This is a genomic window from Streptosporangium nanhuense (assembly GCF_059358815.1).
Genome location: NZ_JCADBG010000002.1, coordinates 612,283 through 637,946 on the forward strand (window position 1 = coordinate 612,283; position 25,664 = coordinate 637,946).

Genomic DNA, 25,664 nt, shown 5'->3' on the forward strand with positions numbered 1-25,664 from the left:
TGGTGTCAATGCTGATCGGTACGATTCTGCAAGGCAAGGGAGCGGAGGTGGCGACCGTCCGCCCGGACGCGACGGTCACCGAGCTTCTGGCCGTTCTGGCCGAGAAGAACATCGGTGCCGTGGTGGTGTCCGAGGACGGCACGTCCATCTCGGGCATCGTCTCCGAGCGTGACGTCGTGCGGCGGCTGCACGACCGCGGGGCCGGCGTGCTGGACGCCCCGGTGTCGTCGATCATGACGACCGAGGTCCGCACCTGCCCGCCGGACGCCGACGTCGACGACCTCCGCCAGACCATGACCACGCACCGCATCCGGCACGTGCCGGTCGTGAGCTCCGGCCGGCTGGTCGGGATCGTGAGCATCGGCGACGTGGTCAAGAGTTCCATCGAGGCGCTGGAGACCGAGAAGGCCCACCTGGTCGACTATCTCCACCGCTGAGCCCGGACGGGTTCGAGATCGTGAGCCCGGACGGGGCCGAGGTCACGCACAGGGCCCGAGGTCGTGAGCACGGATGGGCCCGGCGCGGCGCGCCGGGCCCATCGCGTCGTCACTACTGCACGGTTATCCGGTCCACCTCGATCGTCAGGCCCTTGACCTGCGGTGTCGACGTGCCCGTGGTCACCGTGCCGACCCCGGGGCTGACGCCCTTGATCTTCATCGTGTAGCTCAGGCTGCCTCCCGGGGCGCCGGGCGTGCTGGACACGCGCAGGTCCTCGGTCGGCGGGCCGGTGATCTGACCGCCCGCGGTGCCGTCGGCGTTCTCGGCGCCCACGGTGAGGCCGTAGCCCGCCGGGGGATCGCCGGGCAGGTTGTCAGGGTCGTAGGTGTAGGTGATGTCCTCGGTCCCGTTCAGGCCGATCCACTGCTGGAAGACCTTCGTGGAGTTCGTGCCGTAGACGTTGACCCGCCACTCGACGACGAGCCAGTCACTCACGCCGTCGGTCAGCGTGCCGACGTAGACGCCCGGCGCGCCGGTGCCGTCCAGGTCGGTCCAGTAGGGGGCGAGCACGTTGTTCGGGGTCGCGGGGTCGGGCAGGGTCTGCGGCTGGTAGGAGACGTCGGCCGAGCCCGAGCTTCCCCCGGCGATCGTGTAGCCGTTGGAGACGATGCCGATCCTGTTGTAGGTGTTTCCCGCGTACTGGAACGGGGGCACGGTGAAGTTGAGCGCCTGCTCGTCGCCGATCGGCGTCGGCGCGATGCCGAAGGCGTCGAGCGGCAGGTACGGCGCGGGGCCGGTGCCCGGGGCGATGCCCGGCCTGTCCGGCTGCCTGGCCGCGAGCGTGGTCTTCGTCGTCGCGATCTGGGAGCCGACCTTGGTGGCGCCGGTCACCGAGTTCAGGCGCAGCCTGCCGTCGAGCGTGCTGACCGCCGTGACCTCGGCGTTCTCCAGGGTGTCGTTCTGCACGGTGACCGTGCAGGTGGACTCGCCGGTGTTGCGCGGGATGGTGGCCGGTGCGCAGGTCTGGTCCACCGGGATGGCGCCCTCCTTGCGGACGAACGCGACCGGCAGGTGCAGGTTGCGCGAGCCGCCCACCTGCTTGAGGTTCACCTGGCCGAAGTACTGGCCCTCGGGCAGGTCGGGCGCGGTGATGACCACGCTGAGCTTGACGCTCTTGCCCGCCTTCACGCTGAACAGCGGCGGCAGCACCGTGATGTTCGCGCCGCTCACGGTCGTGCCCGTGGCGGTGAAGGTGAGCGTCTTGTTCGTGACGTTGGTGAACGTCCGCTTGGCGGTGATGAGTCCCGGCATGATCGGGGCGTTCACCGACGGCAGGTTCAGGTCGATGCGGTTGAGCGGGTCGTCGGCCGAGGCGGTGAAGTTCTCGCCGGTCTCGTCCAGGGTCAGGCCGGGGTCGCCGGCCTTGGTCAGGTCGACGCGCCCGCCGCCGGTGTCGAACGGGTCGGCCGGGGTGACGCGGTCCTGCTTGGTGACCGAGGTCTTGGCCGTCGTCTCCAGCGCGGACTTCACCTGGCCCGGGGTCCAGGTCGGGTTCAGCGCGAACAGCAGGGCCGCGGAGCCCGCGACGTGCGGCGACGACATCGAGGTGCCCGAGATGACCTGGTACAGGTTGCCCTGGGGACCACCGGCCGGACCCTCCAGCAACGGCGTCTGACCGGCCAGGATGTGCAGGCCGGGGGCGGTGACGTCCGGCTTGAGGAAGTCGCCGCCGGGGCCGCGCGAGGAGAACGTGGTGATCGCGTCGCCCTGCCAGGTGGCCTTGGTGCCCTGGGTGAACGAGGCCGTCGCGCCCGGGTTGGCCGTCAGGAACGCCAGCAGGGCGTCCCCTTCGGGCTTGTCGATGTGGACGGAGGGGAGCCAGTGGTTGTCCGTCATCACGTCGAGCGGGGTGGCGTTGTACAGGATCATCCCGGCCGCGCCGCCCTGCCGGACGTTGAAGCCCTTCAGGACCCGGTCGGGACCGCGCTGACAGACGACGATCTTCCCGGTGAACAGGCCGGCGGGAGCCGGCGTGGTGCAGAGCGGGTTGGAGTACGGCGGCGCCGAGGCCTGCACCACCGGCAGCGCGGAGGCGACGCCCGGGGTGATGGAGGCGCCCTTCAGCGTGGCCGTCGCGCCGCCGGAACCGGACAGCGTGATCGTCGACTGGAAGGTCCTGGTCTGCGTGGAGGCCGCCACCGTGGTCACCCACGGGCTGACGTGGTTGACGGTCGCCGCGCCGGGGCCGGCGTTGCCCGCCGAGGCCGAGACGAGCACGCCCGCCGAGTACGCGTCGAGGAAGGCCAGCTCAACCGGGTCGCTGTAGGGGGAGGTGCCGCCGGAGATCGAGAAGTTGATCACCCGGACGCCGTCGAGGATGGCCCGGCCCACCGCCTGGGCGGAGTCGGAGGGGTAGCAGCCGGCCTGGCCGCAGACCTTGTAGACCGACACGTGCGCCGCCGGGGCGATGCCGTGGATCGGTCCCCGGCTGATGCCGAGCGGGTTCGTGTCGGCCACCGGGCCGCCCGCCGAGGTCGTGGCTGTGTGGGTGCCGTGGCCGTTGGAGTCGCGGGCGCTGTCGGGGAAGGTCTCGCCGCCGACGTTCGCGTTGTAGGTGTCCAGGAACGGGGCGCCGCCGATGATCTTCCGGTTGCAGACGAACGGGTCGGCGGCCGGGGTCAGCGGGTTGTCGCCGAAGTCGCAGACGCGCGGCGTGCCGTCCTTGGTCGCGGGCGCGGCGGGCAGCGTGCCGGGGTCGGCGAACTGGGGGTGCTCGGGCCAGGCGCCGGAGTCCAGGATGCCGACGATGACGCCCTTGCCCGACGAGGAGCTGCCGCCCAGCTTGTTGTAGATCGCAGGCGCCCCGATGAACGCGGGGCTGGAGTCGGTCAGCAGCTGCTCGGGCTTGTCCTCCTGGACGGCGGCCACACCGGGGAGCTTCAGCAGCGCGGCGGCCTTGTTGGCGGGAACGCGCAGCGCGATGCCGCCGTAGACGGTCCGCAGCTTCTGTCCCGCCCTGGCGCCTGGCACGTTCCTGGCCAGCTCGGCGAGGAAGGTGTTCTCGACGTCCTCGATGTGCTGCTGGTACTTCTTCGCGTCGCCGCTCTTGAGGTCGAGGGCCTTTCCTGTCTTCGCCGGGCTCGTCGCGGGAAGCCCGTCGAGGCCGCCCTGGTAGGCGGCGAAGGAGTCGTAGTCGAGCTTGACCATCACGTTGACCGTGGCGCCCGAGGTCGACTTCAACAGCCCCTCGTCACTCCGGGCGAGCTTGCCGGTGGGGGACTTCGCGCCCTGGACCGGCTCACCCCCGGTCAGGGGAGTCGCCGTCCACTTGGTGGACGGCGTGGGGGTGGGGGTGGGATCCGCGCTCGCCGGCGGCGCCATCGCCGCGACGAGCCCGACGCCGGCGGCGAGTACCGCCACGCGCCTGATCCTCGGTAAGTAGGGCTTCCTGGCCAACGAGACCTCCTGTAGGCACACATGAACCGCTACGCCGCGGGGAGGGAGGTCGCTCGCGCGCCCGGGGCAGGGCATGCCGCGAGGCCGTGACCCTCCCCGGTGGGTGACGCGCGATCGGCCACCCGGTAAAGGCGGCCGATCATGACAGGGAGCCTAACTAGAGACCATTTGTTTGCATAGATCATTAAATTGACACAATCATCGTCGGAATTAGTCATATTTGATGGCAGACTCGGCCGACCTTCCGGTCTCCCCGAGGTCGGCGGCTCCGGGCCTTCTCCGTACCGGAGTGATGTGAGATCGCGGCGGCTGTGACCGTGGGACGTGATCGCTGAGGCCTGCCTCGAAGGCCGGGGCGGCAGGGAGAAGGTGAGGCGGCCCAGAAGGTGAGGCGGCCCAGAAGGTGAGGCCGCCCGTCCCGCGTAAACTGTCCTCACCTGACACGCGGGAGGCCCGGTTGAAGCTCAAGCTGGATCTGCACCCCCTCTACAACAAGGGCGGGGAGATCGACAAGGCGCTGCGGGGCATCATCGACGAGGCGATCAGGAAGAAGGCCACCGAGGTCGAGATCATTCCCGGCAAGGGCTCGGGCCAGCTGAAGAAGAAGGTCCTGCGCTTCCTGGAGCAGAAGGAGATCAAGGCCCTCTACCACCGCATCGACAAGGACGCCAAGAACCACGGCCGCCTCTTCGTCTACTTCCGATACAAGTAGGAAAGAGGACTCCCCGACCCGCGGAGACCTGCCCTGAACCGCCTGTGAACCCGGCTTTCTCGTCTCAGCCGGTCTCGTTGAACCGCGGGCGATCCCGAGGCGCTTGGCCGGATGGCACGAGAGTGTCCCCGCTGCTGAGCGACGACCAGGCCACAGCCCCCGGCCCCGCACCTCGGCCGTGATATGGGAAATCCAGGCGAGGAGGTCATGTCGCGGTACTCGATCAGGTGCGCGAGGTTAAGCTGTTTCTCAAGCACCTTGCTGGCGCGTGTCTATCCCCGAGAAGCCCGCGGAGCTCGTCGCCGCGGTGAGGAGTGAACATGATCTCCCCTGACCTGTCCGCGGCCGAGTTCCGCAAGTCCAGCTTCAGCGGTGGCGGCAACAGCAGCTGCGTCGAGGTCGCCACCAACCTCCCCGGCCTCGTCGCCGTTCGCGACAGCAAGGACCGTTCAGGCCCGGTGCTGTCCTTCACCCCGGCCGCCTGGAGAAGCTTCCTCGACGACATCCAGGCCGGAAACATCTGACCGGTTCCTGTCGCCGGAGCCGCACGACCGGTGACCCCTGAAGGAGCCAGACCGGCGACGGCACACGCTTCGCGTCCAGGCTTCCGCACGGACTCGGGCCGCGCTATTGGTCGATTCATTTGGAGCAATCAGGGCGGCCGTTAATCGATGGTAAGTGCGTTGAGGCTATTTTGTCGGCAGTCTCAAAACTGTGACAATCCCCTCCTCCTCGCCGTCTCGCCGCCACGCTCCTCCGCATGGTCGTTTCCGCGGTCGCCGAGGAGTGGTGACGGCGGTGGCCGTCTCGACCACGTTGCTGGTCGTCGGACTGGTCGGGTTCTTCGCCGACCTGCCGTGGGTGTCCACCGACGTGCTGGACGTGCTGGACAAACGGGCCAGCGTGATCAGCATGTTCGTCGGCATCGCCGGCTTCCTCGTCGCCGGAGCGGCCCTCCTGGCCCAGCTACGTGCTCCAACTCTCCCCTCGCCGCCTCCGTCGCCGATCCCCCCGGAAGAGACGGCCGGGGCACAACCCGCCGCTACCCGGACGACCGGCCTGGTACAGGTGCCGGTGGTCACGGTGCCCTCAGCCCGGCAGGCCATTCCGCCGGTGGCCGAGGTGCCCGCCGACGGGGTGGTCGGGTTGCCGCGTCGGCCGTCGACGGTGTTCGTCGGTCGCGAGGACATGCTGGAGACGCTGGGCCAGGCGTTGAAAGACGGTCCCGGGGTGATCACTCAGGTGGTGATGGGACTGGGCGGTGTCGGCAAGAGCGAGCTGGCCCTGCAGTACGCCACTCGCCACCGCGATGCCTACCGGCTGGTGTGGTGGGTCGACGCCGAAGGGCCTGACAACATTCAGGCGGGTCTGGCAGGGTTGTGCAGGGCACTGTGCGCGGCGACTTCGGCGACCGCCGCTGCTCAAGTTCCCACCGAGGAGGCCGTCGCCTGGGTGCTGGCCTGGCTGGGCGCGCACTCCGAGTGGCTGGTGGTGTTCGATAACGTCGAGGACATCGAGGACGTGCAGCCCTATCTGGGGCGGCTGCACACCGGACACGTAGTGATCACGAGTCGGCGCGACATCGGCTGGCAGGAGATGGCGACCGTGCTACATCTGGGTGTTCTACCGCGCCCCGAGGCGGTGCGGCTGCTGGCACAGACCATCGGCGACGCGACCGTATGGGATGAGAGGCTCGCTGCGGAACTGGCCGAGGAGGTGGGGGATCTGCCGCTGGCGCTCAAGCAGGCCGGCTCCTACATCGCCGCCACCCCCGGCATGGACTTGCCTCGCTACCTGCACCTGCTGCGCACCACCCCGCAGCGCGTCCTGGCAGCTACCCCTCACCGGCGGCGAGACGCCCAGCAGATCGTCGCCCACACCTGGGCGGTGACCAGCGCCCGCATCGAGCAGACCAACCCGCTGGCCATCCGGTTGCTACGGCTGCTGGCCTGCTACGCGCCCGACCGCCTGCCGTGCCAGGTGCTGTACGGGCTGGACGACACCGACGAGGTGGCGGTCGCCGAGGCACTGGGGCTGCTGACCTCCTACAGCATGGTCAGCCGCTCGGTGGACGGCCAGGAGGTGAGCGTCCACCGCCTGGTCCAGGCTGTCACCTGGGCCGAACTGTCCGACGACGAGCGTTCCGGCACCCGTGCCGTCGCGGCCGACCTGCTGGAGGCCGCGCTACCGGCCGATCCGAAGGCCATCTCCTCCCGGACGCTCTACGCCTGCCTACTGCCCCACGCCCGTGCCGTCCTGGCCCCCGAGTCGCCCGGCATGGCGGCCGTCCTCGCCTATCTGGACAGTAGCGGCGACTGGCAGACCGCCCGCGCCGTGCAGCAACAGCGGGTGACCGCCATGCAGGACACGCTGGGCTCCGAACACCCGGACACCCTGACCGCCCGAGTCAGACTTGCTTTCTTCACGGCGTGGGCCGGCGAAGTAGTTGCGGCGCGAGACCAGTTCGCGGTACTGGTGCCGGTGATGGAGCAGGTGCTGGGCCCCGAGCAGCCGGACACGTTGAGGGCCCGCAGCAACCTTGCTCGCTGGACCGGGTTCGCGGGGGACGCGGCTGCGGCGCGAGACCAGCTGTCGGCGCTGGTGCCGGTGATGGAGCAGGTGCTGGGCCCGCAGCACCCGGACACGTTGAGGGCCCGCGATGACCTCAATCGCTGGACCGGATTCGTGGGGGACGCGGCTGCGGCGCGAGACCAGCTGTCGGCGCTGGTGCCGGTGATGGAGCAGGTGCTGGGCCCCGAGCACCCGGACACATTGCTCTATCAAGGTTTCCTTGCTCAATTCACAGGGGAGGCGGGAGACGCGGCTGCGGCACGAGACCAGTTCGCGGCGCTGGTATCGGTGCACGAGCGACTCTCAGGCCCGGAGCACGCCGCCACCTTGACCACCCGGAGCGAACTCGCCCTTTGGACGGGGCTGGCGGGAGACACGATCGCGGCGCGAGACCAGCTCGCGACACTGCTTCCCGTGCTGGAGGACACGCTGGGTCCCGAACATTCGGACACCGAGAAGGCTCGCGCCAGGCTCGCCTCCTGGGCCGGCGATCCCGAGGAGCGTTCCTGATCTCCCGTACTCGGTCGCAACGGCTCCGGGGACTCGTCCGGGACCGTTTGCCGCCGAGGAGCGGGCCGGTGACCGCGACGGCGCCCTCGCGCTCCGGGCGAGTGGCGGGCGGCGGGCGGCGGGCGGCGGCGAGAGCCTGCCGCCGGCCGGTTCGTTCACCCCTTCAGGCCCGAGCGGGAGATGCCCTCGATGACCCAGCGCTGGGCGACGAGGTAGAGCACGATCACCGGCAGGCTGGCGATCACCGCACCGGCCATCAGCAGGTCGTAGCGGATGCTGTTGGCGCTCTGGAAGTTGCCGAGGCCCGACGGGAGGGTGAGGGACTCGGGGCTGAGCAGTACGAAGATCGGCCACAGGAAGTCGTTCCAGTTGGTCAGGAAGGACAGCAGGAACAGCGTGACCAGCGCCGGGCGGGCCAGCGGGAGTGCGATGGTGGTGAAGATCTGCCACCGGTTGCAGCCGTCCAGCTCGGCGGCCTCCTCCAGCTCGCCGGGCAGGGTGACGAAGAACTGCCGCAGGAAGAACACGCCGAACGCTCCGGCCGCCGCAGGGACGATCACCGCCGGCAGGCTGTCCACCCAGGCGAGCTCGTTGACGATGAGGAAGTTGGGGATCAGCAGTACCACCGGCGGCACGAACAGCGTCGCCACGACCGTCGCGAAGATCGTGTTCCGGCCGCGGAAGCGGAGCCGGGCGAGCGCGTACGCGGCAGGCGCGGCGGTGACCAGGACCAGGGCCGCGTGGCCGGTGGCGGCGGCGAGGCTGTTGACGAACCAGGTCATGATCGGGCTGTCGGCGCTGCCGAGCAGTTCCCGGTAGGCGTCCAGGGAGGGCGGGTCCGGGATCCACTGCGGCTCGGTGGCCCCCGCCGCCTCGCGGGTCTTGAACGAGGTGGAGAACATGTAGACCAGCGGGCTCAGGTAGAGCGCCGCGATCACCGCCAGGACGAGGTGCAGCAGGGAGCGCCGCAGCCGCCGGGTGTCGAGGGTCATCGCCCGCTCCTGTCTCTGAAGGCGCCGAAGACCAGGGCGCTGGCCGCCATCAGGAACGCGGCGAGGATGAAGCTCATCGCGGACGCGGTGCCCATGTCGAACTGGCGCAGGCCGGTCTCGGCGATGAGGTAGATCGCGGTCTTCGTCTGGTCGGCGGGGGCGCCGCGGGTGATCAGGTAGGACTGGCCGAACATGTTGGCCGAGGCCAGGATCGTGGCGTTGACCACGAACACCGTGACGGGCCGCAGCCCCGGCAGGGTCACCGCCCGGAACCGCTGCCAGGCGGAGGCGCCGTCGACCATCGCGGCCTCGTGCAGCTCGCGCGGGATGTCCTGGAGCCCGGCGAGGAAGATGACCGAGTTCAGGCCGAGTGTCCACCAGACCGTCACGCCCACGAGGGCGACCCAGGCGGGCGGCACGTCGGTGGTCCACTGCACGTCCAGGCCGAGGTAGTGGTTGACCAGGCCGATGTTGCCGTCCAGCAGGAACTGCCAGACGAACCCGACGACCGCCACGCCCAGCACGTACGGCGCGAAGTAGACGGCGCGGTAGACGTTGCGCCCCGCGAAGCGGCCGTTCATCAGCAGTGCGACCAGCAGGGGAAGCACGATGAGCAGCGGCACCGACGCGACGGTGAAGACGCCGGTGGCCCGCATGGCCGTCCAGAACCGCGAGCCGTCCACGCTGGCCGGGTCGAACAGCTCGGCGTAGTTCTCCAGCCCGACGAACGGCTTGTCCGGGAGGTTGATGTCCCACTCGTGCAGGCTGGTCCAGAACCCGAAGCCGATCGGCAGCAGCATGAAGACGGCGAACAGCGCGAGGTAGGGGGCGAGGAAGGCGTACGGCGTCCAGGGCCGCATCCTGGGCGTGACCCCGTTGGCTGGAGGCCGGTCCCCGGCGGCGGGGGACCGGCCCTTCCGCTCGGCGAGCAGGCTCACTTCTCGTACTTCCGCTTGTTGGCGGCGAGCAGCTTGTCGGCGGACGCCACGCCCTCCTTCAGCGCGTCGGCCGGGGACGCCTGCTTCAGCACGGCCTTGGCGACGGCGAGCTCCAACGCCTTGGACTGCACGTCGCCGACGCCGGGCAGCGGCGGCAGGAAGCGGAAGATGTTGACGTCGGAGGCCATCTTGATCTGCGGCAGGTCGGCGATCGCGGGGTCCTGGCGGGCGGAGTTGCGCGCGGGGATCATCCCGGCCTTGGCCCACTCGGTGGACTGGCGGCTGATGTGGTCGATGAAGAACTTGGCCGCCTGGACCTTGTTCGGGTCCTTGCCCGCCTGGGAGGTCATCACGAAGTTGTGCGAGGAGGCCCAGGCCGCGGCCGTGCCGCCGATGTTCGGGATCGGGGACATGCCCCACTTCAGCGACCTGGCGTTGGTCTTCAGGTCGTTGATCTGCCAGATGCCGTCCCAGGTGAAGCTGACCTTGTCGTTCTTGAAGGCGGCGTACTGGCTGTCCTGGGCGACCTTGGCCGGGCTGAGGCCCTTGTCGATCTGCTCGACCATCCAGCCCAGGGCCTTGGCGCCCGCCTCGGAGCCCCAGAGCGCGTTCGCGCCGTCCTCGCTGTAGAGCTCGCCGCCGAACTGCCAGAGCAGGCTCATGAACATCAGGTGGGCCGGCCACTTGCTGGGCATCCAGAACGGGTTCTCGATCCCGGCCTGCTTGAGCCTGCCCAGGGCGTCCTCGTAGGAGGCCCTGTCGGCGGGGGCGTCGTCGAGGTCGATCCTCTCCAGGTGGGAGGCGTTCCAGTAGTCGGCCAGGCTGTGCACGTCCAGCGGGACGCTGTAGCGCTTGCCGTCGTAGATCCCGGCGTTCCACACGGCGGGGATGAAGTCGGACTCGCTGAGCTTCAGCGCGCCGACCACGTCGTCCAGCGGGATCAGCGTCTTGCGGGTGGCGAAGGTGCCGATCCAGTCGTTGTGGATGACCGCCACGTCCGGGCCCTTGCCCGCGGTGATGGCCGTAGGCATGGCCGGGTAGAGGTCCTCCCAGCGCCGGGTGACGTTGCGGACCTCGATGCGGCCGGCGTACTCCTTGTTGAACGCCTCCAGCATGGTCCGCATGTGCGGGCCGTCGCCGCCGGTGAAACCGTTCCAGTAGTCCAGGGTCACCTTGGGGCCGGAGTACTCCCCGCCGGAGAAGGTCGGCGCGGCCGAGGCCGGGGAGGAGGCGCCGGATCCGAGCTTGGTGCCGCCGCCGCAGGCGGCCAGCGCGGCGGTGAGACCGGCGGCGCCGGTCAGGCCCATGAACGAGCGGCGGGACAGGGGACTGGTCATGTTCCTACTCCTGGGGGGAATCCTGCGGGGAAAGGGGAGCGAAGCGGACGATGTTCCATGAGACGGGTGAGAGGTTCAGGAAGGCGCGGCGGCCCTCCAGGCGCGGGCCGGCGCCCGGCCGGGGGACGACACGGTCGGGCGCGTCGGCGGAGTTGACCGCCGACAGGTCGTCGTCGGTGAGCTCCAGGTGCTCCACCGGCCGCAGCCCCTCCGGCAGCGTGAGCTCCAGCGCGCACGGGCCGTGCCGGTCGCGGTTGACCACGAACAGCGTCAGCTCGCCGGTCGCCTCGTCGTGCGTGGCGGTCGCCCAGATCGCGGGCGCCTCCCCGTATTTGGCGGTCGGGATCACCTCGCACTCCGGCTCCACCCGCAGCACCTGGCCGCGGGCGTGCCGCGCGGTCAGCGCGAACGGGTGGAAGATGCTCTGCCGCCACGCCGGGCCGCCCGGCTCGGTCCTGATCGGGGCGATCACGTTGGCCAGCTGAGCCTGGCAGGCGACGCCGACCCGGTCGGTGTTGCGCAGCAGCGTGATGAGCAGGCTGCCGACCACCACCGCGTCGGTCACGTCGTAGGTGTCCTCGATCAGCCGCGGGCGCTCCTCCCAGTCCAGCGACGACTCGCCGGGAAAGCGGCTCTGGTACCAGACGTTCCACTCGTCGAAGGAGAGCCTGATCCGCTTCCCGCTGCGTAGCTTCGCGCCCACGTGGTCGGCGGTGGCCGTGATCGAGCGGATCATGTGCTCCATGTCGGCGCCGCTGGCGAGGAAGGAGTCGGCGTCGCCGTCGGAGGGGTCGTAGTAGGCGTGCAGCGAGATGTAGTCGACCATCTCGTACGTCGCCTCCAGCACCTCGGCCTCCCAGGCGCCGAACGTCGGCATGCCGCTGTTGGAGCTGCCGCAGGCCACCAGCGACAGGCCGCCGTCGAAGCGCTTGAGGGCCCGCGCGGTCTCGGCGGCGAGCCGGCCGTACTCGGCGGCGGTCTTGTGTCCCATCTGCCACGGGCCGTCCAGCTCGTTGCCCAGGCACCACAGCCGCACGTCGTGCGGCTTGTCGACGCCGTGCGAGCGGCGCAGGTCCGACAGGCGCGTGCCGCCGGGGTAGTTGGTGTACTCGACCAGCTCCAGCGCCTCGGCCACCCCCCTGGTGCCGAGGTTGAGCGCCATCATCGGCTCGACCCCGGCCTTGGCGGCCCAGGCCATGAACTCGTTGAGTCCGAAGCCGTTGCCCTCCAGGCTCCGCCAGGCGAGGTCCAGCCGGGCCGGCCGTTCCTCGACGGGGCCGACGCCGTCCTCCCAGCGGTAGTTGGAGACGAAGTTGCCCCCCGGGTAGCGCACCAGCGTCACCCCGAGCTCGCGGGTCAGCTCCAGCACGTCGGCGCGCAGGCCGTCGGCGTCGGCCAGCGGGTGGCCTGGCTCGAAGACGCCGGTGTAGACGCAGCGGCCCATGTGCTCGACGAAGGAACCGAAGAGCCGGGGCTCCACCGGGCCGATCCGGAAGGCGGGGTCCAGGGTGAGACGGGCGGTGGTCGCCAAGACACGACCTCTCTGTTAATGCGACATTTCGTGGTACGGGGTTTCTACAACGTTGTTTCAACGTTGTAAACAGTCGCTTCGGAAGTCGATACCGGGGCGTTACGATCGTCGGAATCGGATCTCGTACGGTCTGTGGAGCGTCGGCCGGGCTGGGTCGGCCGGCGGAGAGCGCGGCGCCGGACGGCGTCGTGCGGCGGAGAGCGCGGCGGGAATGGGGGAGCGGGTGGGAGCGAGCCTGCGTGACATCGCGCGCCTGGCGGGGGTGTCGGTGAAGACCGTCTCCAACGTCGTCAACGGGTACGCCCACGTGTCGCCCGTGACACGGGCCAAGGTCGAGGAGGCGCTCTCCCAGCTGGAGTACCGGCCCAACCTGTCGGCCAGGAGCCTGCGCCAGGGGCGCACCGGCGTGATCGCCCTGGCGCTGCCCGAGCTCGACGCCCCCTACTTCGCCGAGCTGTCCAGGTTCGTCATCGACGCCGCGGCCGAGCTGAGGTGGCTGGTGGTCATCGAGCAGACCGACGGCAGCCTGGAGCGGGAGCGGCGCATCCTCGACGGGGTCCGCGACCACCGGGTGGACGGGGTGATCCTCAGCCCCATCGCCATCGGCGCCGACGAGCTGGCGGCGCGCACCGACGCCACCGCGCTCGTGCTGCTGGGCGAGCGGATCCACGACGGCCCCGCCGACCACGTGGCGATCGACAACGTACGGGCGGCGCGCGACGTCACCGAGCACCTGATCGGGCTCGGCCGCACCCGCGTCGCCGCGCTGGGCGCCGAGGACAACGCGGCCAGCGGCACCGCCCCGCTCCGCCTCGCCGGGTACCGCGAGGCCATGGCCGCCCACGGGCTGCCCGAGACGGTCGCCACGGTCGAGCGCTACCGCAGGGACCAGGGGGCGGCGGCGATGGCCGCGCTGCTGGCGCGCGCCGAACCGCCCGACGCGGTCTTCTGCTTCAACGACCTGCTGGCGCTGGGCGCCATGCGGACCATTCTCTCCGCCGGCCTGCGGGTGCCCGAGGACGTCGCGCTGGCCGGCCTCGACGACATCGAGGACGGCCGTTTCAGCACCCCGACCCTGACCACGGTCGCCCCCGACAAGGCCCAGCTGGCCCGGACCGCGGTGGGCCTGCTCAAGGAGCGGATCGACGGCCCCGCCGACCGTGCCCCGAAGGAGGTGGGCGCGGGATACCGGCTCATGGTCAGGGAGAGCACCGTCGGGCGGTGACCGGCGTTCGGTCGTCCTCGTGGCGACGGCCCGGTTGTGAATCTACGTTGTAAAGGACCCGGGCCGGGTTCCGAGGACGGTGTGGACGTAGCGCAGGGTTCCCAGATCCGCGAGCCCAGGAGGAGACGGCCCGTCCTCCTCCTGGGCGCGACGGGCCCGTGTCACCGGGCCTGCCCGTCGAGGGCTTCGGTGTAGCGGCGGGCGAGGGTGCGGATGTGGGCGACCAGTTCGGGTGGGCCGTCGACGCGGAAGTCCATCATCAGCATGCTGAGGTAGACGGCGACGGTCTCCAGGGCGTCGGCGCCGGTGACGAGGACGCTGGTGTGGGAGTCGACGGCCTCAACGACGCCGACGGCGGGGTTGATGCGGGCGATCACGGTCTCGGCGGGGGCGAGGACGGTGACGCGGGCGTGCACCTTCCAGCCGGTCCGCGCGACCTCGCGCAGGACGAAGGCGACCAGGTCGTCGTCGGGCAGGGAGCGGGGCGCGAAGCGGCGGGACGCGGCCCGGACGCCGGTCAGGTCGGCGACGGGCAGCGCCCGCCAGGCGTGCGCGCCGAGGTCGTAGGCGACCAGGAACCAGCGGCGGCGCCAGCTGATCAGGCGGTAGGGCTCCACCTCCACCTCCACCTCGATGCCGGTCTCTGTGCCGGTCTCTGTGCCGGTCTCTGCGTCGGTCTCGGTGCCGGCGCGGGTCGCGAGCAGGGTCGCGCCGTCGCGGATCGCGCCCGCGACGACGGTGAGGGTCTCGGCGGGCACCGGGGCGTCCGGCTCGCGGGAGCCGGTCGTGGCGGGCCCGACCGCGGTGGCCGACCGAAGGGCGGTCACCTTGCGCTGCAGGCGTTTGGGGAGGATCCGCTGGAGCTTGGCGAGCGCCCGGCTGAGGCTGGCGTCGATGTCGGCGATCCCGGTGGAGCCGTCCTCGGCCAGGCCGACGGCGAGCGCCACGGCCACCGCCTCGTCGTCGTCGAGCAGCAGCGGGGGCATCTTCGCGCCCTGCCCGAGCCGGTATCCGCCCACCGCGCCGCGCGCGGCGTGCACTGGATAGCCGAGTTCGCGGAGGCGCTGGACGTCCTGCCGCAGGGTGCGCCCGGTGACGCCGAGGCGTTCGGCGAGCTCGCGGCCGGTGTGGGACCGGTCCTGCAGCAGGGACAGCAGGCGCAGCACCCGAGTCGTCGTCGGAGCCATCGATTTCTTCTCATCCCGAGTGATTATTAGGAACGAAAGCAGCCTAATAGACTCATAGATTGGTCTCACAGGCAAGGAAGAGATCGAAAGGCGAAATCATGAACACCACCACCCCCGCCACCGTCACCTCCCTGCGGCCGGTCTGGCGCGAGGTGCTTGCCGTCTCCTACCTGGCGCTGGAGAACAGCGTCGCGGGTGTGCGGGACGACCAGTGGGACAACGCCACCCCGTGCGCGGAGTGGACGGTCACCCAGGTGGTTCAGCACGCCGCGGGCGACCAGCTCGCCTACGCGAAGATGCTCGGCATCGGGACCGGCCCGGCCTACGACCCCTTCTCGCCTTCCGGAGCCGTCGACGGCACCGCGGCGGAGCTGGTGAAGGACGCCGTCGAGCGGACCGCCGCGGCGTGGGCGACGGTCGCCGACGACACCGAGACCGTCCCGACGCCGCTGCCGCACGGTGACCTGCCCACTCCGGTCGCCGCGGTGATGTGCGCGCTCGACGCCGCCGTGCACGCGTGGGACATCGCGATCGCCACGGGCCGGCCGTCCCCGCTCGACGACGAGCTCGCCGGCCACCTTCTCGCCGCGGCGCGGGGGATCGTCGAACCGCTGCGCCAGTGGGGTGCCTACGCGCCGGTGGTCGAGACCGCCGGCGCTCCCTCCTCCACCCCGGTCGTCGACGACCTGCTCCGCTATCTCGGCCGCACCCCGCGCTGACGATCCGGCGACCGGTCCCCGGACGAGTCACGGTCCTGCCTCTTCCTCCCCGCTTCCAGGCCGCCGGGCCCGCGCCGAACCGCTGTCGTCTCATGTCGCGGGCCCGGGCCGGTTCTCCTCAGGTTGTCTCCTCGCGACGAGAATCGGTGGTGAAAGGCCCGGATATGTTGACCGGGAGGATTTGAAGGCGCGGAACACCGGGGACAATAGCGGTCGTTTCCGGTCGTGATCCACCTGAAATGTATATGCGGCCATAATGGGGCGTCCGCGCCGTCCACCTGCGCTTTCCTCGTCCGGTGAGACCGCTGCTTTACGGGGGTGCCGAAGATGATTCACAATTCCTGCGGGGGGTCACACGCCGACGCGGTTCGATAGGGGCATCATGCAACTCGGCAGGCGATCCCTGATGGCTGTTCTTCTCACCTTGGGGCTTCTCACCCTGGCATTACTCGTCGCCGTACCGGTGATCGGCCCGGCCGGAGAGACGGCCCTGGCCGCCGTCCCGGCCAGGGGTGCCCCGTACGCGGTCGCCCCGGTGGGGAACGCCCCGTACGCGGCCGTTCCGGCGGGGGCGGCCGACGACACCACCCCGCCGACACGTCCCGCCGGACCGCGGTCCTGCCCGGTGCCGGCCGCCTCCACCCCGACCGGTTACGCCTCCATCTGCTGGAGTCCCTCGACGGACGACACGGGGGTCGTCGGCTATGACCTGTACCGCCTGGACGTCGGCGGTTTCGTCCTCGCCTCCACCACGACCGGCACGATCGGCGGCTTCTCGGGCGAGCTGAACCGCTCGTACACGATGTACGTCGTGGCCAGGGACGCTGCGGGGAACGTCAGCCCGCCCTCCACCCTGATCACGGTGTCCGCGACGGTCGGCATGACCCCGACCGCCTCGCCGACCCCCCTGCCGGGCGACCGCGTGCCCCCGTCCAGGCCGACCGGCCTGAGCGAGCCCTGCCTGTGGGACTACCGGGGCGTCTCGTTCTGCTGGCAGCCGTCGAGCGACAACGTGGCGGTGACGGCGTACGACGTCTACCGGGAGACCGCGACGACCTACGCCAAGGTCGGCACGGTCTCTCCCGGCTTCCTGCACTTCACCGAGACCGGCCTGGTCACCGGGCAGCGCTACACCTACGTGGTGGTGGCCAGGGACGCGGCCGGCAACCTCAGCGCGCCGTCCGACCCGCTGTCCGCCCTGGCCAGGGAAGGTCTCCCGACACCGACCCCGACCCCGACGCCGACGCCCGGCCCGTCGTGCTCGGTGTCGTACCGCGCGACGACGGGGGGTCCGGTGCTGACCGCTGAGATCACCGTGCGCAACACCGGCACGACCGCGATCGACGGCTGGACGCTGACGGTCGACTACCCGGCGTCGGCCGTGCGCCTCGTCTCGGGCTGGTCGGCTGACTGGACCCAGGCCGGTTCACGTCTCACCGCCGTGAGCAAGCACTGGAACAAGGTCATCCCCTCCGGCTCGACGGTGCAGGTCGGGTTCGTCGCCTCCCGCGGCGGGCCCCCGCCCGTCCCGGTGGGCTTCGGCCTCAACGGAAGGGCCTGCGCCACCGGCTGACCGTGTCCGGGCGGTGCCACGCGGCACCGCCCGGACCAAAGGCATCGGCGTGATGACGCTCGTCGACCGCCTGGTCAGCGAGGTGGGATCGGCATAGGTTCGCATCACCTCGCGCGCGGGCCCGGGCAGGGCCTCCAGGGCCGTGCGCCGCCGCCGCCCTCAGACACTCGTGGCGTGCGGCGGAAGGACGGCCTCCGCCCGCGCCTCGTCCCGGCAGGCCGTCGCGCCACCGCGCGATCTCCTGTGCGAGCCGGTGCCCCGCGCTTCGCACGGCCGATGGGACCGGAGACGATGCCATGTCGAGTTGCGTGTCATATCGAGTTGTGTGCTTCGGCAGGCGCGCCTCCGCGCGGTTGGATACAAACAGCCGATGATCTCGATGCCGACCTTCGTGAATCTCCGGCACGCGCCGGCCCTGTTGTGCGCCGTCGCCTTCGCCGTCGCCGGCTGCTCCGCGAGCGCGGCGACCGACATACCCACACCTCGTACGGCCTCGGACCTCACTCTCCCCCTGGACGCCTACGAACTCGGCCCGACGGATCGCGCCCAGGTCCTGCGCGCCCGGTTCGCGCTGGTGAAGGAATGCATGCGGCGGTTCGGGCTCGATTTCCAGGCACCCTCCACCGAACCGATCTTCTACCCGAAGAACGGCAACTACCTGAAACCGCTCTCGCCGGCGACGCGTCGGGCCTCGCCTGGAAGGACAGGAGATACGAGGCGTCCGAGCGGGCCTGGAGCGACTGCATGAAGGGGGAGGGCTTCGACTACCGGACCACCTTTGACGCGGTGGGCGACCCGCGGTGGGGGTCGACCGCGAAGGACGACCACATCGAGAAGCCGCGCCGCACGCGGGCGGAGATCGACACGGCGGTCGCGGACGCCGGGTGCCGCCTGGACACGAACTACTACGGTGTCCGGCAGGCGACCCTCACGGAATACCAGAACGACACCATCGCTCGCCATCGTGACCGGTTGAACACCGTCAAACTGCTCAACCAGGCGCGCCTCGCCAATTCCGCGAAGGTCCTCGGCGGCGATATCGAGGTCTCCTGGTAGGCATTCGACCCGCGGCCTTCCGGGACAGGCGCCGCCCGTCGCTCCTTTTTCTGGAACTTTATGGCCGCTTTATCCGTCATTCGAGAAAGCTGGGGCACTGCTACGGGGGAAGGCGGGGGTGGCGATAGGCGTGACACGATCGCTCGCGGGGGGCGGGTGTGAGATGCGTGTGGAAGACAAATGTCTCGTCGTCGACGTGCCGGGGCGCCATCCGATCCTGTTGCCGCTCACCGGCGAGGAACGCGCGGACCGCCTGGTCATGTACCGCCTTCCCCGCGTGAACGGGGTCGTCTACGGGGTCGCGGTCCTGAACGCCAGGGGAAGGGGCATGCTCGACTCCCCGGGTGCCAGGCCCCGCCATCTGGTGGAGGCGTTCGCCGTGCAAGCCGGGCTGCTCTTCGAGTACCGGCACCGTGCCGGGGAGCAGGGGTACGCCGGCATCGAGCCCCGGGCACGGGGGTGGCGCAACACGGCGGACGTGGGGCTGCCGGCGCGTGGCGCCCACTCTCCCCGCGAGGTGGCGCTCCGGCTCCGGCCGTACGACGAGGTGTCCGGCGAGCTCCGGCCGTGCGAGGGGGCGCTGGAGGGCACGCGCCGCCCGGCGACCGCGCTCAGCTGGGACGGCCGGACGCTGGTCGCGACGGATCCGGAGGCGGGGCGTTCGCTGCGGCTCATGCCCGCCTCCCTGTACCACTACCGGTACGAACGCACGGTGCTCGTCTCCGACAAGGAGGAGTCGCGCTCCCTCACCGGCCTCGCCCTGCTCGACGCCGACGGGCTGGTGCTCGCCGATCTTCCCGGCGAGTGGCCGGTACACGAGGTGGCCGCCTTCGCGGCCGGGCGGAGCCTTCCCGTGCACGACGCCCTGGTGGAGCCGTCGAGGGTGGTGCGCACCGTGCTGAGCAGGCGGGCTCCCGGCTGGGCGCGCCTCACCGGGCTGAAGGTCCACCGGATGTCCAGGGCCAAGAAGGTCGTCGCGGTCTGTGCCGGGGCGGTGGGGCTGGTCGCGATGGCCTACGTCGTCGCGACGGGAGGCTGGTTCGTCTGGCGGGGGCTGTCCGCGCTGGGCGGGGTGCTGCTGGACCTGCTGGACGCCAAGTGGCTGGCGGTCCTCTTCGCCCCCCTGCTCGTCGTCCTGAAGCCCGCGCGCGAGGCGTGGCACACCTGGCGCGTCCGGCGCGGCGCCGCGCTCGGGCCGCCAGGGGGGCCGTACCTCTCCGTCCCCCGGGGGAAGACGGTGCGCGTCCCGTACGGGAGGACGCTGCGCGTCCGGCTCGGCTCGCGGATGGTTCCCGACGACCTGCGGATCGGGCCTGATCTGGGCTGCGCGGCCGGCCTGATGGCCTACCGCCACGAGAGGCTGTCCGGGCTCTTCGTCGTGGACGGCGAGGGCAGGCCCGTCCGCCACCTGCCCGGCCCCTGGCCGCTGGAGGACGCGCACCGCTTCGCCACGCGGCACGGGCTCGGCTTCGAGGCCCGCACGCTGGGACGCGAGGAGTATCTCGACCTCACCGCCCGCGCCCACGACGCCGTACCCTGACCCGCACGACGGCGGCACGGAGGGACGTCTCGATGCCCGATGCCTCTGAGCGGTGATGATTCCACCAGACGGATCGACGCAGGGTGGGCTCGTACGGCACCATTATGTGACGCATGACGGCAATGTCCTGTCCGGCGATCGGCGAAGCCTCCGGCAGCTCGCGGATCGCGGCGGGGTTCTGCCCGGGTGGAGGCCCGATCCTCTCGTTAACGATCTTCAACAGAACGCGCCGCTTCCACCCGCATACCTCTCACCTCCCCTGAAAGGCTCCCCTATGAGCGACCTCAACGCCCTCCTCGCCCAGCGCGCCGAGCTGGACCGCCTGATCGAGGAACTCCAGTCCGGAGACCTGAAGGAGCGCGAGAACACGCTCAGCGACATCCTCGCGGCCGTCGCCGAGTGGGCCACCGTACGCGGCCACGAGGCACTCAGGAGGGAACTCAAGAACTGGGAGTACGTCACCTTCGCCGGTATCGAGGTCGGCGTGGGGCACGACGGCGGTGAGCGCTGGGGACTGCCGCAGAGCTCGGTCAGCGTGATGGACTCCGTCAGCGGGACCGACGTGGAGTTCGGCACCACGCCGCCCCCGGTCCAGGCCGTCCTCGGCCTGCTGGAGGGCCTGCTGGCCACGCGCTAGCCCCGCCCACACCACGCGCGGGCGCCGGGACGGTCCGCACACCACCGGCCCGGCCACACGCGCACGCCGGTCGATCCGTGGTCGCGACCGGAGCGGGGGCGCGGAAGGTCCGGCCACGCGCACCGGTCGATTCGTGGTCGCGATCGGGGCGGGGACGCGGAAGTCCGGTCACGCGCACGCCGTCGGCCCCCGCTCTCCCCGGAGGGCGGGGGCGCGTGTCAGAGCTTGCGGAAGGTCCTCGCCTCCTCGGCCGCCGCGAGTACGGCCCGCAGTGAAGCGCCGGTGCCCGCCGTCACGACGGCCGAGATCGTCCCCTCCACGAACGGCACGTCGGCGATCACCACGCGCTCGTCCTCGAAGAGCCGGGCGGTGAGCACCGAGCTTCCCAGGTCGGGGACGAGGATCACGCCGTCTCCCCGGTCCACCTCCTCGATCGCCGCCGCCACCAGGTCGGGACTGGTCCCGAGACCGCCGTCGTCGGTGCCGCCCGCGGCGGCCAGCGGGACGTTCGTGCCGCCGATCTGCGATGCCAGCAGCGCCACCTCGGCCGCCAGCGGGCCGCTGTGCGAGATGAGGACGATGCCTACCATGGGCTCACCGTACCGTCACCGTTCCGTCATCGTGCTGTCACCGTGCGCAGCGCGGAGAGGATGAGCGCGGTGGAGGCGGCACCGGGGTCCTCGTGGCCCACGCTGCGGGGACCGAGATAGCTGGCCCGCCCCTTGCGGGCCTGCATCGGGATCGTCGCCTCGGCTCCGGTGCGAGCCGCCTCCGCCGCGGCGCCGACCGCCTGTGCCGCGTCCTTCCCCTCCCGTACGGCCTGCTCCAGCGCTCGTACGGCCGGGGCGAGGGCGTCCACCATGGTCTTGTCGCCCTCGGCCGCGGACCCCAGCTTCCGCACCCCGGCGAGCCCGGCCTCCAGGGCGGCGTGAAGCTGCGCGACGGACACCTCGGGGGTGTCGCCCAGCGCCTTGCCCGCCTCGCGGAACGCCGTGCCGTACAGGGGGCCGGAGGCTCCGCCGACCTTGCGGATCAGGGTGTTGCCCACCAGCACCAGCAGCGAGCCCGGGGTGCCGGGCTCCTTGGCGGCCAGGGCCGCGGTGACCGCGGTGAGGCCCCGGTCGAGGTTGGCGCCGTGGTCGGCGTCGCCGATCGCGGCGTCCAGGCCGGTCAGGCGGTCCCTCTCCGCGGTGACGGTCCTGGCAGTCTCCTCGATCCAGGCGGCGAAAAGGGCGGTGTCCATCGCGGTGTTCATCTCGGTGTCGGTGTCGGTGTCGATGTTCGGGCCGGTGTCCGTACCGGTGTCAGTACCCGTATTCGTGTCGGTGTCAGCGTCCGTGCCGGCGTTCGTGCCGGTGTCCGTATCGGGGGTCATCAGCGACCCCAGCGCAGGGCCGGGGTCTCGACCGGGGCGTCCCACAGCCGGGTGAGCTCCTCGTTCAACCGGCAGACCGTGATCGAGAATCCCTGCATGTCGAGGCTCGTCACGTAGTTGCCGACGAGGTTGCGCGCCGCCCGCGCGCCTTTCTCGGCCAGGTGGTCCACGACGGTCGCGTAGGCGACGTACAGCTCGATCAGCGGCGTGCCGCCCATGCCGTTCAGCATGACGAGGGTGTCGCCGGAGAGCGGCAGATCCTCGTGGATCGCGTCCATCGCCAGGTGGACCAGCTCGCGGGCCGGGCGCATGGCCGAGCGCGTCCGGCCGGGCTCGCCGTGGATGCCGATGCCCAGCTCGATCTCGGTGTCGGCGAGGTCGAAGGTGGGCATGCCCGCCGCGGGCGTGGTGCACGGGCTCAGCGCGACCCCGAAGGAGCGGCTGCGGGCGTTGACCTCCCTGGCCACCCGCGCGACCTCGGCCAGCGGCGCGCCGGTCTCGGCCATCGCTCCGGCGATCTTCTCGACGAACAGCGTGGCGCCGGTGCCCCTGCGTCCGGCCGTGTAGAGGGAGTCGCGCACGGCCACGTCGTCGTCGACCAGCACGCTCTCCACCCGGACCCCCTCCTCGCCGCTCAGCTCGGCGGCCATCTGGAAGTTCAGCACGTCGCCCGTGTAGTTCTTCACGATGTGCAGGACGCCCGCCCCGCCGTCCACCGCCGAGGTGGCCTCGATCATCTGGTCGGGGACCGGGGAGGTGAAGATCTCACCGGCGCAGGCCGCGTCGAGCATGCCGTACCCCACGAATCCGGCGTGCAGCGGCTCGTGCCCCGAACCGCCGCCGGACACCAGGCCCACCTTGCCGGGGCGCGGCCCCGAGGCCCGGAACACGATCTGGTTGTCCACGTCCACCCGCAGCCCCGGATGGGCCGCCGCGACGCCGCGCAGCGCATCGGGAACGACGGACTCGACATCGTTGATGAGCTTTTTCACAGTTCCCAAACTCGCCCCGATCGCGGGCGATGGCAAGCATCGGCCGCGCGGGCCCGCCGAGGGCCCGCCTCCTCCGCGTCGGTTTCACTCCGAACAGCGGGCGGGGCGGGGTGATCCGCCGGGTACGCGGAGGTGGCGGGCGAAGGCGGCGCTGTAGGAGGATCTGCCCAGGTCTTTTCCCCGTTGGAGGCGTCATGTCGGTGTTGCGGAACCTGGTGGAGAGCATCCGGAACGGCGGGATCGAGGTGATCGACCTGACGGCGCCGCTGTCGTCGGAGACGCCGATCCTGCGGCTGCCGGAGCCGTTCGGCAACACCGTCCCGTTCGAGCTCAAGGAGATCAGCCGCTACGACGACCGCGGCCCCGCCTGGTACTGGAACGACATCGTGACCGGCGAGCACACCGGCACCCACTTCGACGCGCCCGTCCACTGGGTCACCGGCAAGGACGGCGACGACGTCTCGCAGGTGCCGGTCGAGCGGCTGATCGCCCCGGCCGTGGTCCTCGACTTCGCCGCCGAGGCGGCCGCGAACGCCGACTTCCTGCTGGAGATCGCGCACGTCAAGGCATGGGAGGAGGCCAACGGGCCGCTGCCGGAGGGCGGGTGGCTGCTCTACCGCACCGGCTGGGACGCCCGCTCCCACGACCAGGAGCGCTTCCTGAACGCGAACGAGACGGGCCCGCACACCCCCGGCGTCTCGGTCGAGTGCGCCCGCTGGCTGGCCGAGGAGACCTCGATCGCCGGGCTGGGCGTGGAGACCGTCGGCACCGACGCGGGCGCCGCGCACGGCTTCGACCCCGCCTTCCCGTGCCACTCGTTCCTGCTGGGCGCGGGGAAGTACGGCCTGACCCAGCTGCGCAACCTCGACCGGCTCCCGGCGACCGGCGCCGTGGTCGTCGCCCCGCCGCTGCCCATTGTCGGAGGCTCGGGCAGCCCGCTGCGCGTGCTGGCCCTGGTCGAGAGGTGAACGTCGCCGAGGTCGTGGGGCGGACCCTCGCCTCGCTCGGCGTGAGCACCGCCTTCGGGGTGGTGGGCAGCGGCAACTTCCACGTCACCAACGCCCTCGTCGCGTACGGCGCGCGCTACGTCGCCGCGCGTCACGAGGGCGGCGCGGCGACCATGGCCGACGCCTACGCCCGCCTCAGCGGCGAGGTCGCCGTGCTCAGCGTCCACCAGGGCCCCGGGCTCACCAACGCGATGACCGGCATCGCCGAGGCCGCCAAGAGCCGTACCCCGCTCGTCGTGCTGGCCGGGGAGGTGACCGAGCCCCGCTCGAACTTCTTCGTCGACCAGGCCGCGCTGGCGGAGGCGGTGGGTGCCGTCCCGCTGCGGATCGGGTCGGCGGAGACCGCCGCCGCCGACACGGCCGAGGCGTTCCGCACCGCCCGCGACGGACGTCGTACGGTCCTGCTCAACCTTCCGCTGGAGGTGCAGGGGCTGACCGTCCCGGACGCGGGCCGGGACGCTCCGGCGACCGTCGCGGGCGGGGGCGGGGCGGTGGCGGTCGCGTCGGGAGCCGGGCAGGCCGCCGGGTCGTCGGCGTTCGGGTCATCGGGGTTCGGGGCCGAGCGGGTCACCCGGCCGCCGGAGCCCGGGGCCGGGCAGGTCGCCCGGCTGGCGGAGATCCTCGCGGCGGCCCGCCGTCCCGTCTTCGTGGCCGGACGGGGCGCGCGCGGGGCCCGGCGCGAGATCGAGGAACTCGCCGGACGGACCGGGGCGCTGCTGGCGACCTCCGCCGTGGCCAGGGGACTCTTCCGGGGCAGTCCGTGGGACCTGGACGTCAGCGGCGGCTTCGCCTCGCCGCTCACGGCCGAGCTCGTCCGCGACGCCGACGTGCTCGTGGGCTGGGGCTGCGCCCTCAACATGTGGACCATGCGCCACGGCACGCTGATCGGCCGCGACACCACCGTCGTCCAGGTCGACCTGGACGAGGCCGCGCTCGGTGCCCACCGGCCGGTCCACCTCGGCGTGGTCGGCGACGTCGCCCGTACCGCACGGGCCGTCACCCGCCTGCTGGGCGACGGCGACGGCGAGGGTGGCGACGGCGGCTTCGAGGGTGGAGGCGTCAGCGGGGGTGACGGCGTACCGCGTGGCGAGGTGGGAGTCCCGGGCGGTGCGAGCGACGGCGGTGAAGGCGGCGACGGCGGCGACGGCGGCGACGGCGGCGACGGGGCCGGGTACCGCTCGGCGAAGCTGGCCGCGCGGATCGCCGGGGAGAACCGCTGGCGGGACGTTCCCTACACCGACGAGAGCGGCGAGGGCAGGATCGACCCCCGGACGCTGACGATCGCGCTGGACGACCTGCTCCCCGCGGAACGCGTGGTCTCCATCGACTCCGGAAATTTCATGGGATATCCGTCGATGTTCCTCGATGTCCCCGACGAGCAGGGCTTCTGCTTCACCCAGGCGTTCCAGTCGATCGGCCTCGGCCTGGCCACCGCGATCGGGGCGGCCCTGGCCCGGCCGGACCGGCTCCCGGTGGCCGCGCTGGGCGACGGCGGCGCGCTGATGGGCGTCGCCGAGCTGGAGACGGTCGTACGGCTCGGCCTCCCGATGGTGGTCGTCGTGTACGACGACGACGGTTACGGCGCCGAGGTGCACCACTTCGGCCCGGACGGGCACCCCCTGGACGCCGTGACCTTCCCGCCCGCCGACATCGCCGCGATCGCCCGCGGCTTCGGCTGCGAGGCGGTCACCGTACAGGACCGGGAGGATCTCACCGGGGTGGCCCGGTGGCTTGAGGGAGCGCGCGAGCGGCCCCTGCTGGTGCACGCCAGGGTCTGCCGGGCACGCGGATCGTGGTGGCTGGAGGAGGCGTTCCGGGGGCACTGAGGTCCGTTCGCGCGAGGGCCTCCGCGAGCGGGTCGAGGGAGG

22 protein-coding genes are annotated in these 25,664 nt (G+C 71.2%); 13 read left to right on the top strand and 9 right to left on the bottom strand.

Annotated features, from left to right (window positions below):
• Positions 1-8 precede the first annotated feature (8 nt).
• Positions 9-437 (top strand): CBS domain-containing protein, encoded by a 429-nt coding sequence (locus AC5L38_RS07465; protein WP_495241996.1) that lies wholly within the window; start codon positions 9-11, stop codon positions 435-437.
• A 112-nt stretch (positions 438-549) separates the two neighbouring features.
• On the opposite strand, the gene AC5L38_RS07470 is transcribed toward AC5L38_RS07465, so the two are convergent.
• A complete protein-coding gene (locus tag AC5L38_RS07470; protein WP_495241997.1) occupies positions 550-3,858 on the bottom strand; it encodes a S8 family serine peptidase in 3,309 nt (1,102 codons plus the stop codon).
• 493 nt (positions 3,859-4,351) lie between these two features.
• Between AC5L38_RS07470 and AC5L38_RS07475 the strand changes: the two genes are divergently transcribed.
• The 3 genes from AC5L38_RS07475 (at position 4,352) to AC5L38_RS07485 (ending at position 7,687) form a co-directional block, all read left to right on the top strand.
• A complete protein-coding gene (locus AC5L38_RS07475; RefSeq protein WP_329093428.1) occupies positions 4,352-4,606 on the top strand; it encodes a Smr/MutS family protein in 255 nt (84 codons plus the stop codon).
• 320 nt (positions 4,607-4,926) lie between these two features.
• Positions 4,927-5,130 carry a DUF397 domain-containing protein gene (locus tag AC5L38_RS07480; RefSeq protein ID WP_495241998.1) on the top strand — a complete coding sequence of 68 codons (204 nt, stop codon included), beginning with the start codon at positions 4,927-4,929 and terminating at the stop codon, positions 5,128-5,130.
• A 190-nt stretch (positions 5,131-5,320) separates the two neighbouring features.
• Positions 5,321-7,687: a tetratricopeptide repeat protein gene (locus AC5L38_RS07485; protein ID WP_495241999.1), complete on the top strand. Its 2,367-nt coding sequence runs from the start codon at positions 5,321-5,323 to the stop codon at positions 7,685-7,687.
• Between the two features lie 155 nt (positions 7,688-7,842).
• Here the strand turns inward: AC5L38_RS07485 and AC5L38_RS07490 are convergent, their stop codons facing one another.
• The 4 genes from AC5L38_RS07490 to arfA are packed head-to-tail and all read right to left on the bottom strand — an operon-like array spanning position 7,843 to position 12,485.
• On the bottom strand, positions 7,843-8,679 hold the full coding sequence (locus AC5L38_RS07490; RefSeq protein WP_495242000.1) for a carbohydrate ABC transporter permease: 837 nt from the start codon (positions 8,677-8,679) through the stop codon (positions 7,843-7,845).
• Positions 8,676-9,617 carry a carbohydrate ABC transporter permease gene (locus tag AC5L38_RS07495; RefSeq protein WP_495242001.1) on the bottom strand — a complete coding sequence of 314 codons (942 nt, stop codon included), beginning with the start codon at positions 9,615-9,617 and terminating at the stop codon, positions 8,676-8,678. The genes AC5L38_RS07490 and AC5L38_RS07495 overlap by 4 nt, the downstream gene beginning before the upstream one ends.
• Positions 9,614-10,954 (bottom strand): extracellular solute-binding protein, encoded by a 1,341-nt coding sequence (locus AC5L38_RS07500; protein ID WP_495242002.1) that lies wholly within the window; start codon positions 10,952-10,954, stop codon positions 9,614-9,616. The genes AC5L38_RS07495 and AC5L38_RS07500 overlap by 4 nt, the downstream gene beginning before the upstream one ends.
• 4 nt (positions 10,955-10,958) lie before the next feature.
• On the bottom strand, positions 10,959-12,485 hold the full coding sequence (arfA, locus tag AC5L38_RS07505) for an arabinosylfuranosidase ArfA (protein WP_495242003.1): 1,527 nt from the start codon (positions 12,483-12,485) through the stop codon (positions 10,959-10,961).
• Between the two features lie 223 nt (positions 12,486-12,708).
• On the opposite strand from arfA, the gene AC5L38_RS07510 reads away from it, so the two are divergent.
• Positions 12,709-13,710, top strand: a complete 1,002-nt coding sequence (locus tag AC5L38_RS07510) for a LacI family DNA-binding transcriptional regulator (RefSeq protein WP_495242004.1) — start codon at positions 12,709-12,711, stop codon at positions 13,708-13,710.
• A 161-nt stretch (positions 13,711-13,871) separates the two neighbouring features.
• On the opposite strand, the gene AC5L38_RS07515 is transcribed toward AC5L38_RS07510, so the two are convergent.
• Positions 13,872-14,897, bottom strand: a complete 1,026-nt coding sequence (locus AC5L38_RS07515; protein ID WP_495242005.1) for a helix-turn-helix transcriptional regulator — start codon at positions 14,895-14,897, stop codon at positions 13,872-13,874.
• A gap of 98 nt (positions 14,898-14,995) precedes the next feature.
• On the opposite strand from AC5L38_RS07515, the gene AC5L38_RS07520 reads away from it, so the two are divergent.
• The 6 genes from AC5L38_RS07520 to AC5L38_RS07545 all read left to right on the top strand — a co-directional run bounded on the left by AC5L38_RS07520 (position 14,996) and on the right by AC5L38_RS07545 (position 20,422).
• Positions 14,996-15,616, top strand: a complete 621-nt coding sequence (locus AC5L38_RS07520) for a TIGR03086 family metal-binding protein (RefSeq protein WP_495242006.1) — start codon at positions 14,996-14,998, stop codon at positions 15,614-15,616.
• 406 nt (positions 15,617-16,022) lie between these two features.
• On the top strand, positions 16,023-17,189 hold the full coding sequence (locus AC5L38_RS07525) for a cellulose binding domain-containing protein (protein ID WP_495242007.1): 1,167 nt from the start codon (positions 16,023-16,025) through the stop codon (positions 17,187-17,189).
• Between the two features lie 370 nt (positions 17,190-17,559).
• Positions 17,560-17,937, top strand: a complete 378-nt coding sequence (locus tag AC5L38_RS07530; protein WP_495242008.1) for a hypothetical protein — start codon at positions 17,560-17,562, stop codon at positions 17,935-17,937.
• Positions 17,934-18,245: a hypothetical protein gene (locus AC5L38_RS07535; RefSeq protein WP_495242009.1), complete on the top strand. Its 312-nt coding sequence runs from the start codon at positions 17,934-17,936 to the stop codon at positions 18,243-18,245. The genes AC5L38_RS07530 and AC5L38_RS07535 overlap by 4 nt, the downstream gene beginning before the upstream one ends.
• Positions 18,246-18,408: 163 nt before the next feature.
• Positions 18,409-19,785 carry a hypothetical protein gene (locus AC5L38_RS07540; protein ID WP_495242010.1) on the top strand — a complete coding sequence of 459 codons (1,377 nt, stop codon included), beginning with the start codon at positions 18,409-18,411 and terminating at the stop codon, positions 19,783-19,785.
• A 274-nt stretch (positions 19,786-20,059) separates the two neighbouring features.
• Positions 20,060-20,422, top strand: a complete 363-nt coding sequence (locus AC5L38_RS07545; RefSeq protein WP_350967304.1) for a hypothetical protein — start codon at positions 20,060-20,062, stop codon at positions 20,420-20,422.
• A gap of 218 nt (positions 20,423-20,640) precedes the next feature.
• Here AC5L38_RS07545 and dhaM read toward each other — a convergent pair whose 3' ends face one another.
• From dhaM to dhaK, 3 genes are read right to left on the bottom strand one after another with little or no spacing between them, the layout of a single operon-like run.
• Positions 20,641-21,012: a dihydroxyacetone kinase phosphoryl donor subunit DhaM gene (dhaM, locus tag AC5L38_RS07550; RefSeq protein WP_495242011.1), complete on the bottom strand. Its 372-nt coding sequence runs from the start codon at positions 21,010-21,012 to the stop codon at positions 20,641-20,643.
• Positions 21,013-21,038: 26 nt separating this feature from the next.
• Positions 21,039-21,797 (bottom strand): dihydroxyacetone kinase subunit DhaL, encoded by a 759-nt coding sequence (dhaL, locus tag AC5L38_RS07555; RefSeq protein WP_495242012.1) that lies wholly within the window; start codon positions 21,795-21,797, stop codon positions 21,039-21,041.
• A complete protein-coding gene (dhaK, locus tag AC5L38_RS07560; RefSeq protein WP_495242013.1) occupies positions 21,797-22,789 on the bottom strand; it encodes a dihydroxyacetone kinase subunit DhaK in 993 nt (330 codons plus the stop codon). Before dhaK ends, dhaL begins: the two co-directional genes overlap by 1 nt.
• Before the next feature lie 194 nt (positions 22,790-22,983).
• On the opposite strand from dhaK, the gene AC5L38_RS07565 reads away from it, so the two are divergent.
• Positions 22,984-23,757 carry a cyclase family protein gene (locus tag AC5L38_RS07565; RefSeq protein WP_495242014.1) on the top strand — a complete coding sequence of 258 codons (774 nt, stop codon included), beginning with the start codon at positions 22,984-22,986 and terminating at the stop codon, positions 23,755-23,757.
• Positions 23,754-25,622: a thiamine pyrophosphate-binding protein gene (locus AC5L38_RS07570; protein ID WP_495242015.1), complete on the top strand. Its 1,869-nt coding sequence runs from the start codon at positions 23,754-23,756 to the stop codon at positions 25,620-25,622. Before AC5L38_RS07565 ends, AC5L38_RS07570 begins: the two co-directional genes overlap by 4 nt.
• The last annotated feature ends 42 nt before the right edge of the window (positions 25,623-25,664 follow it).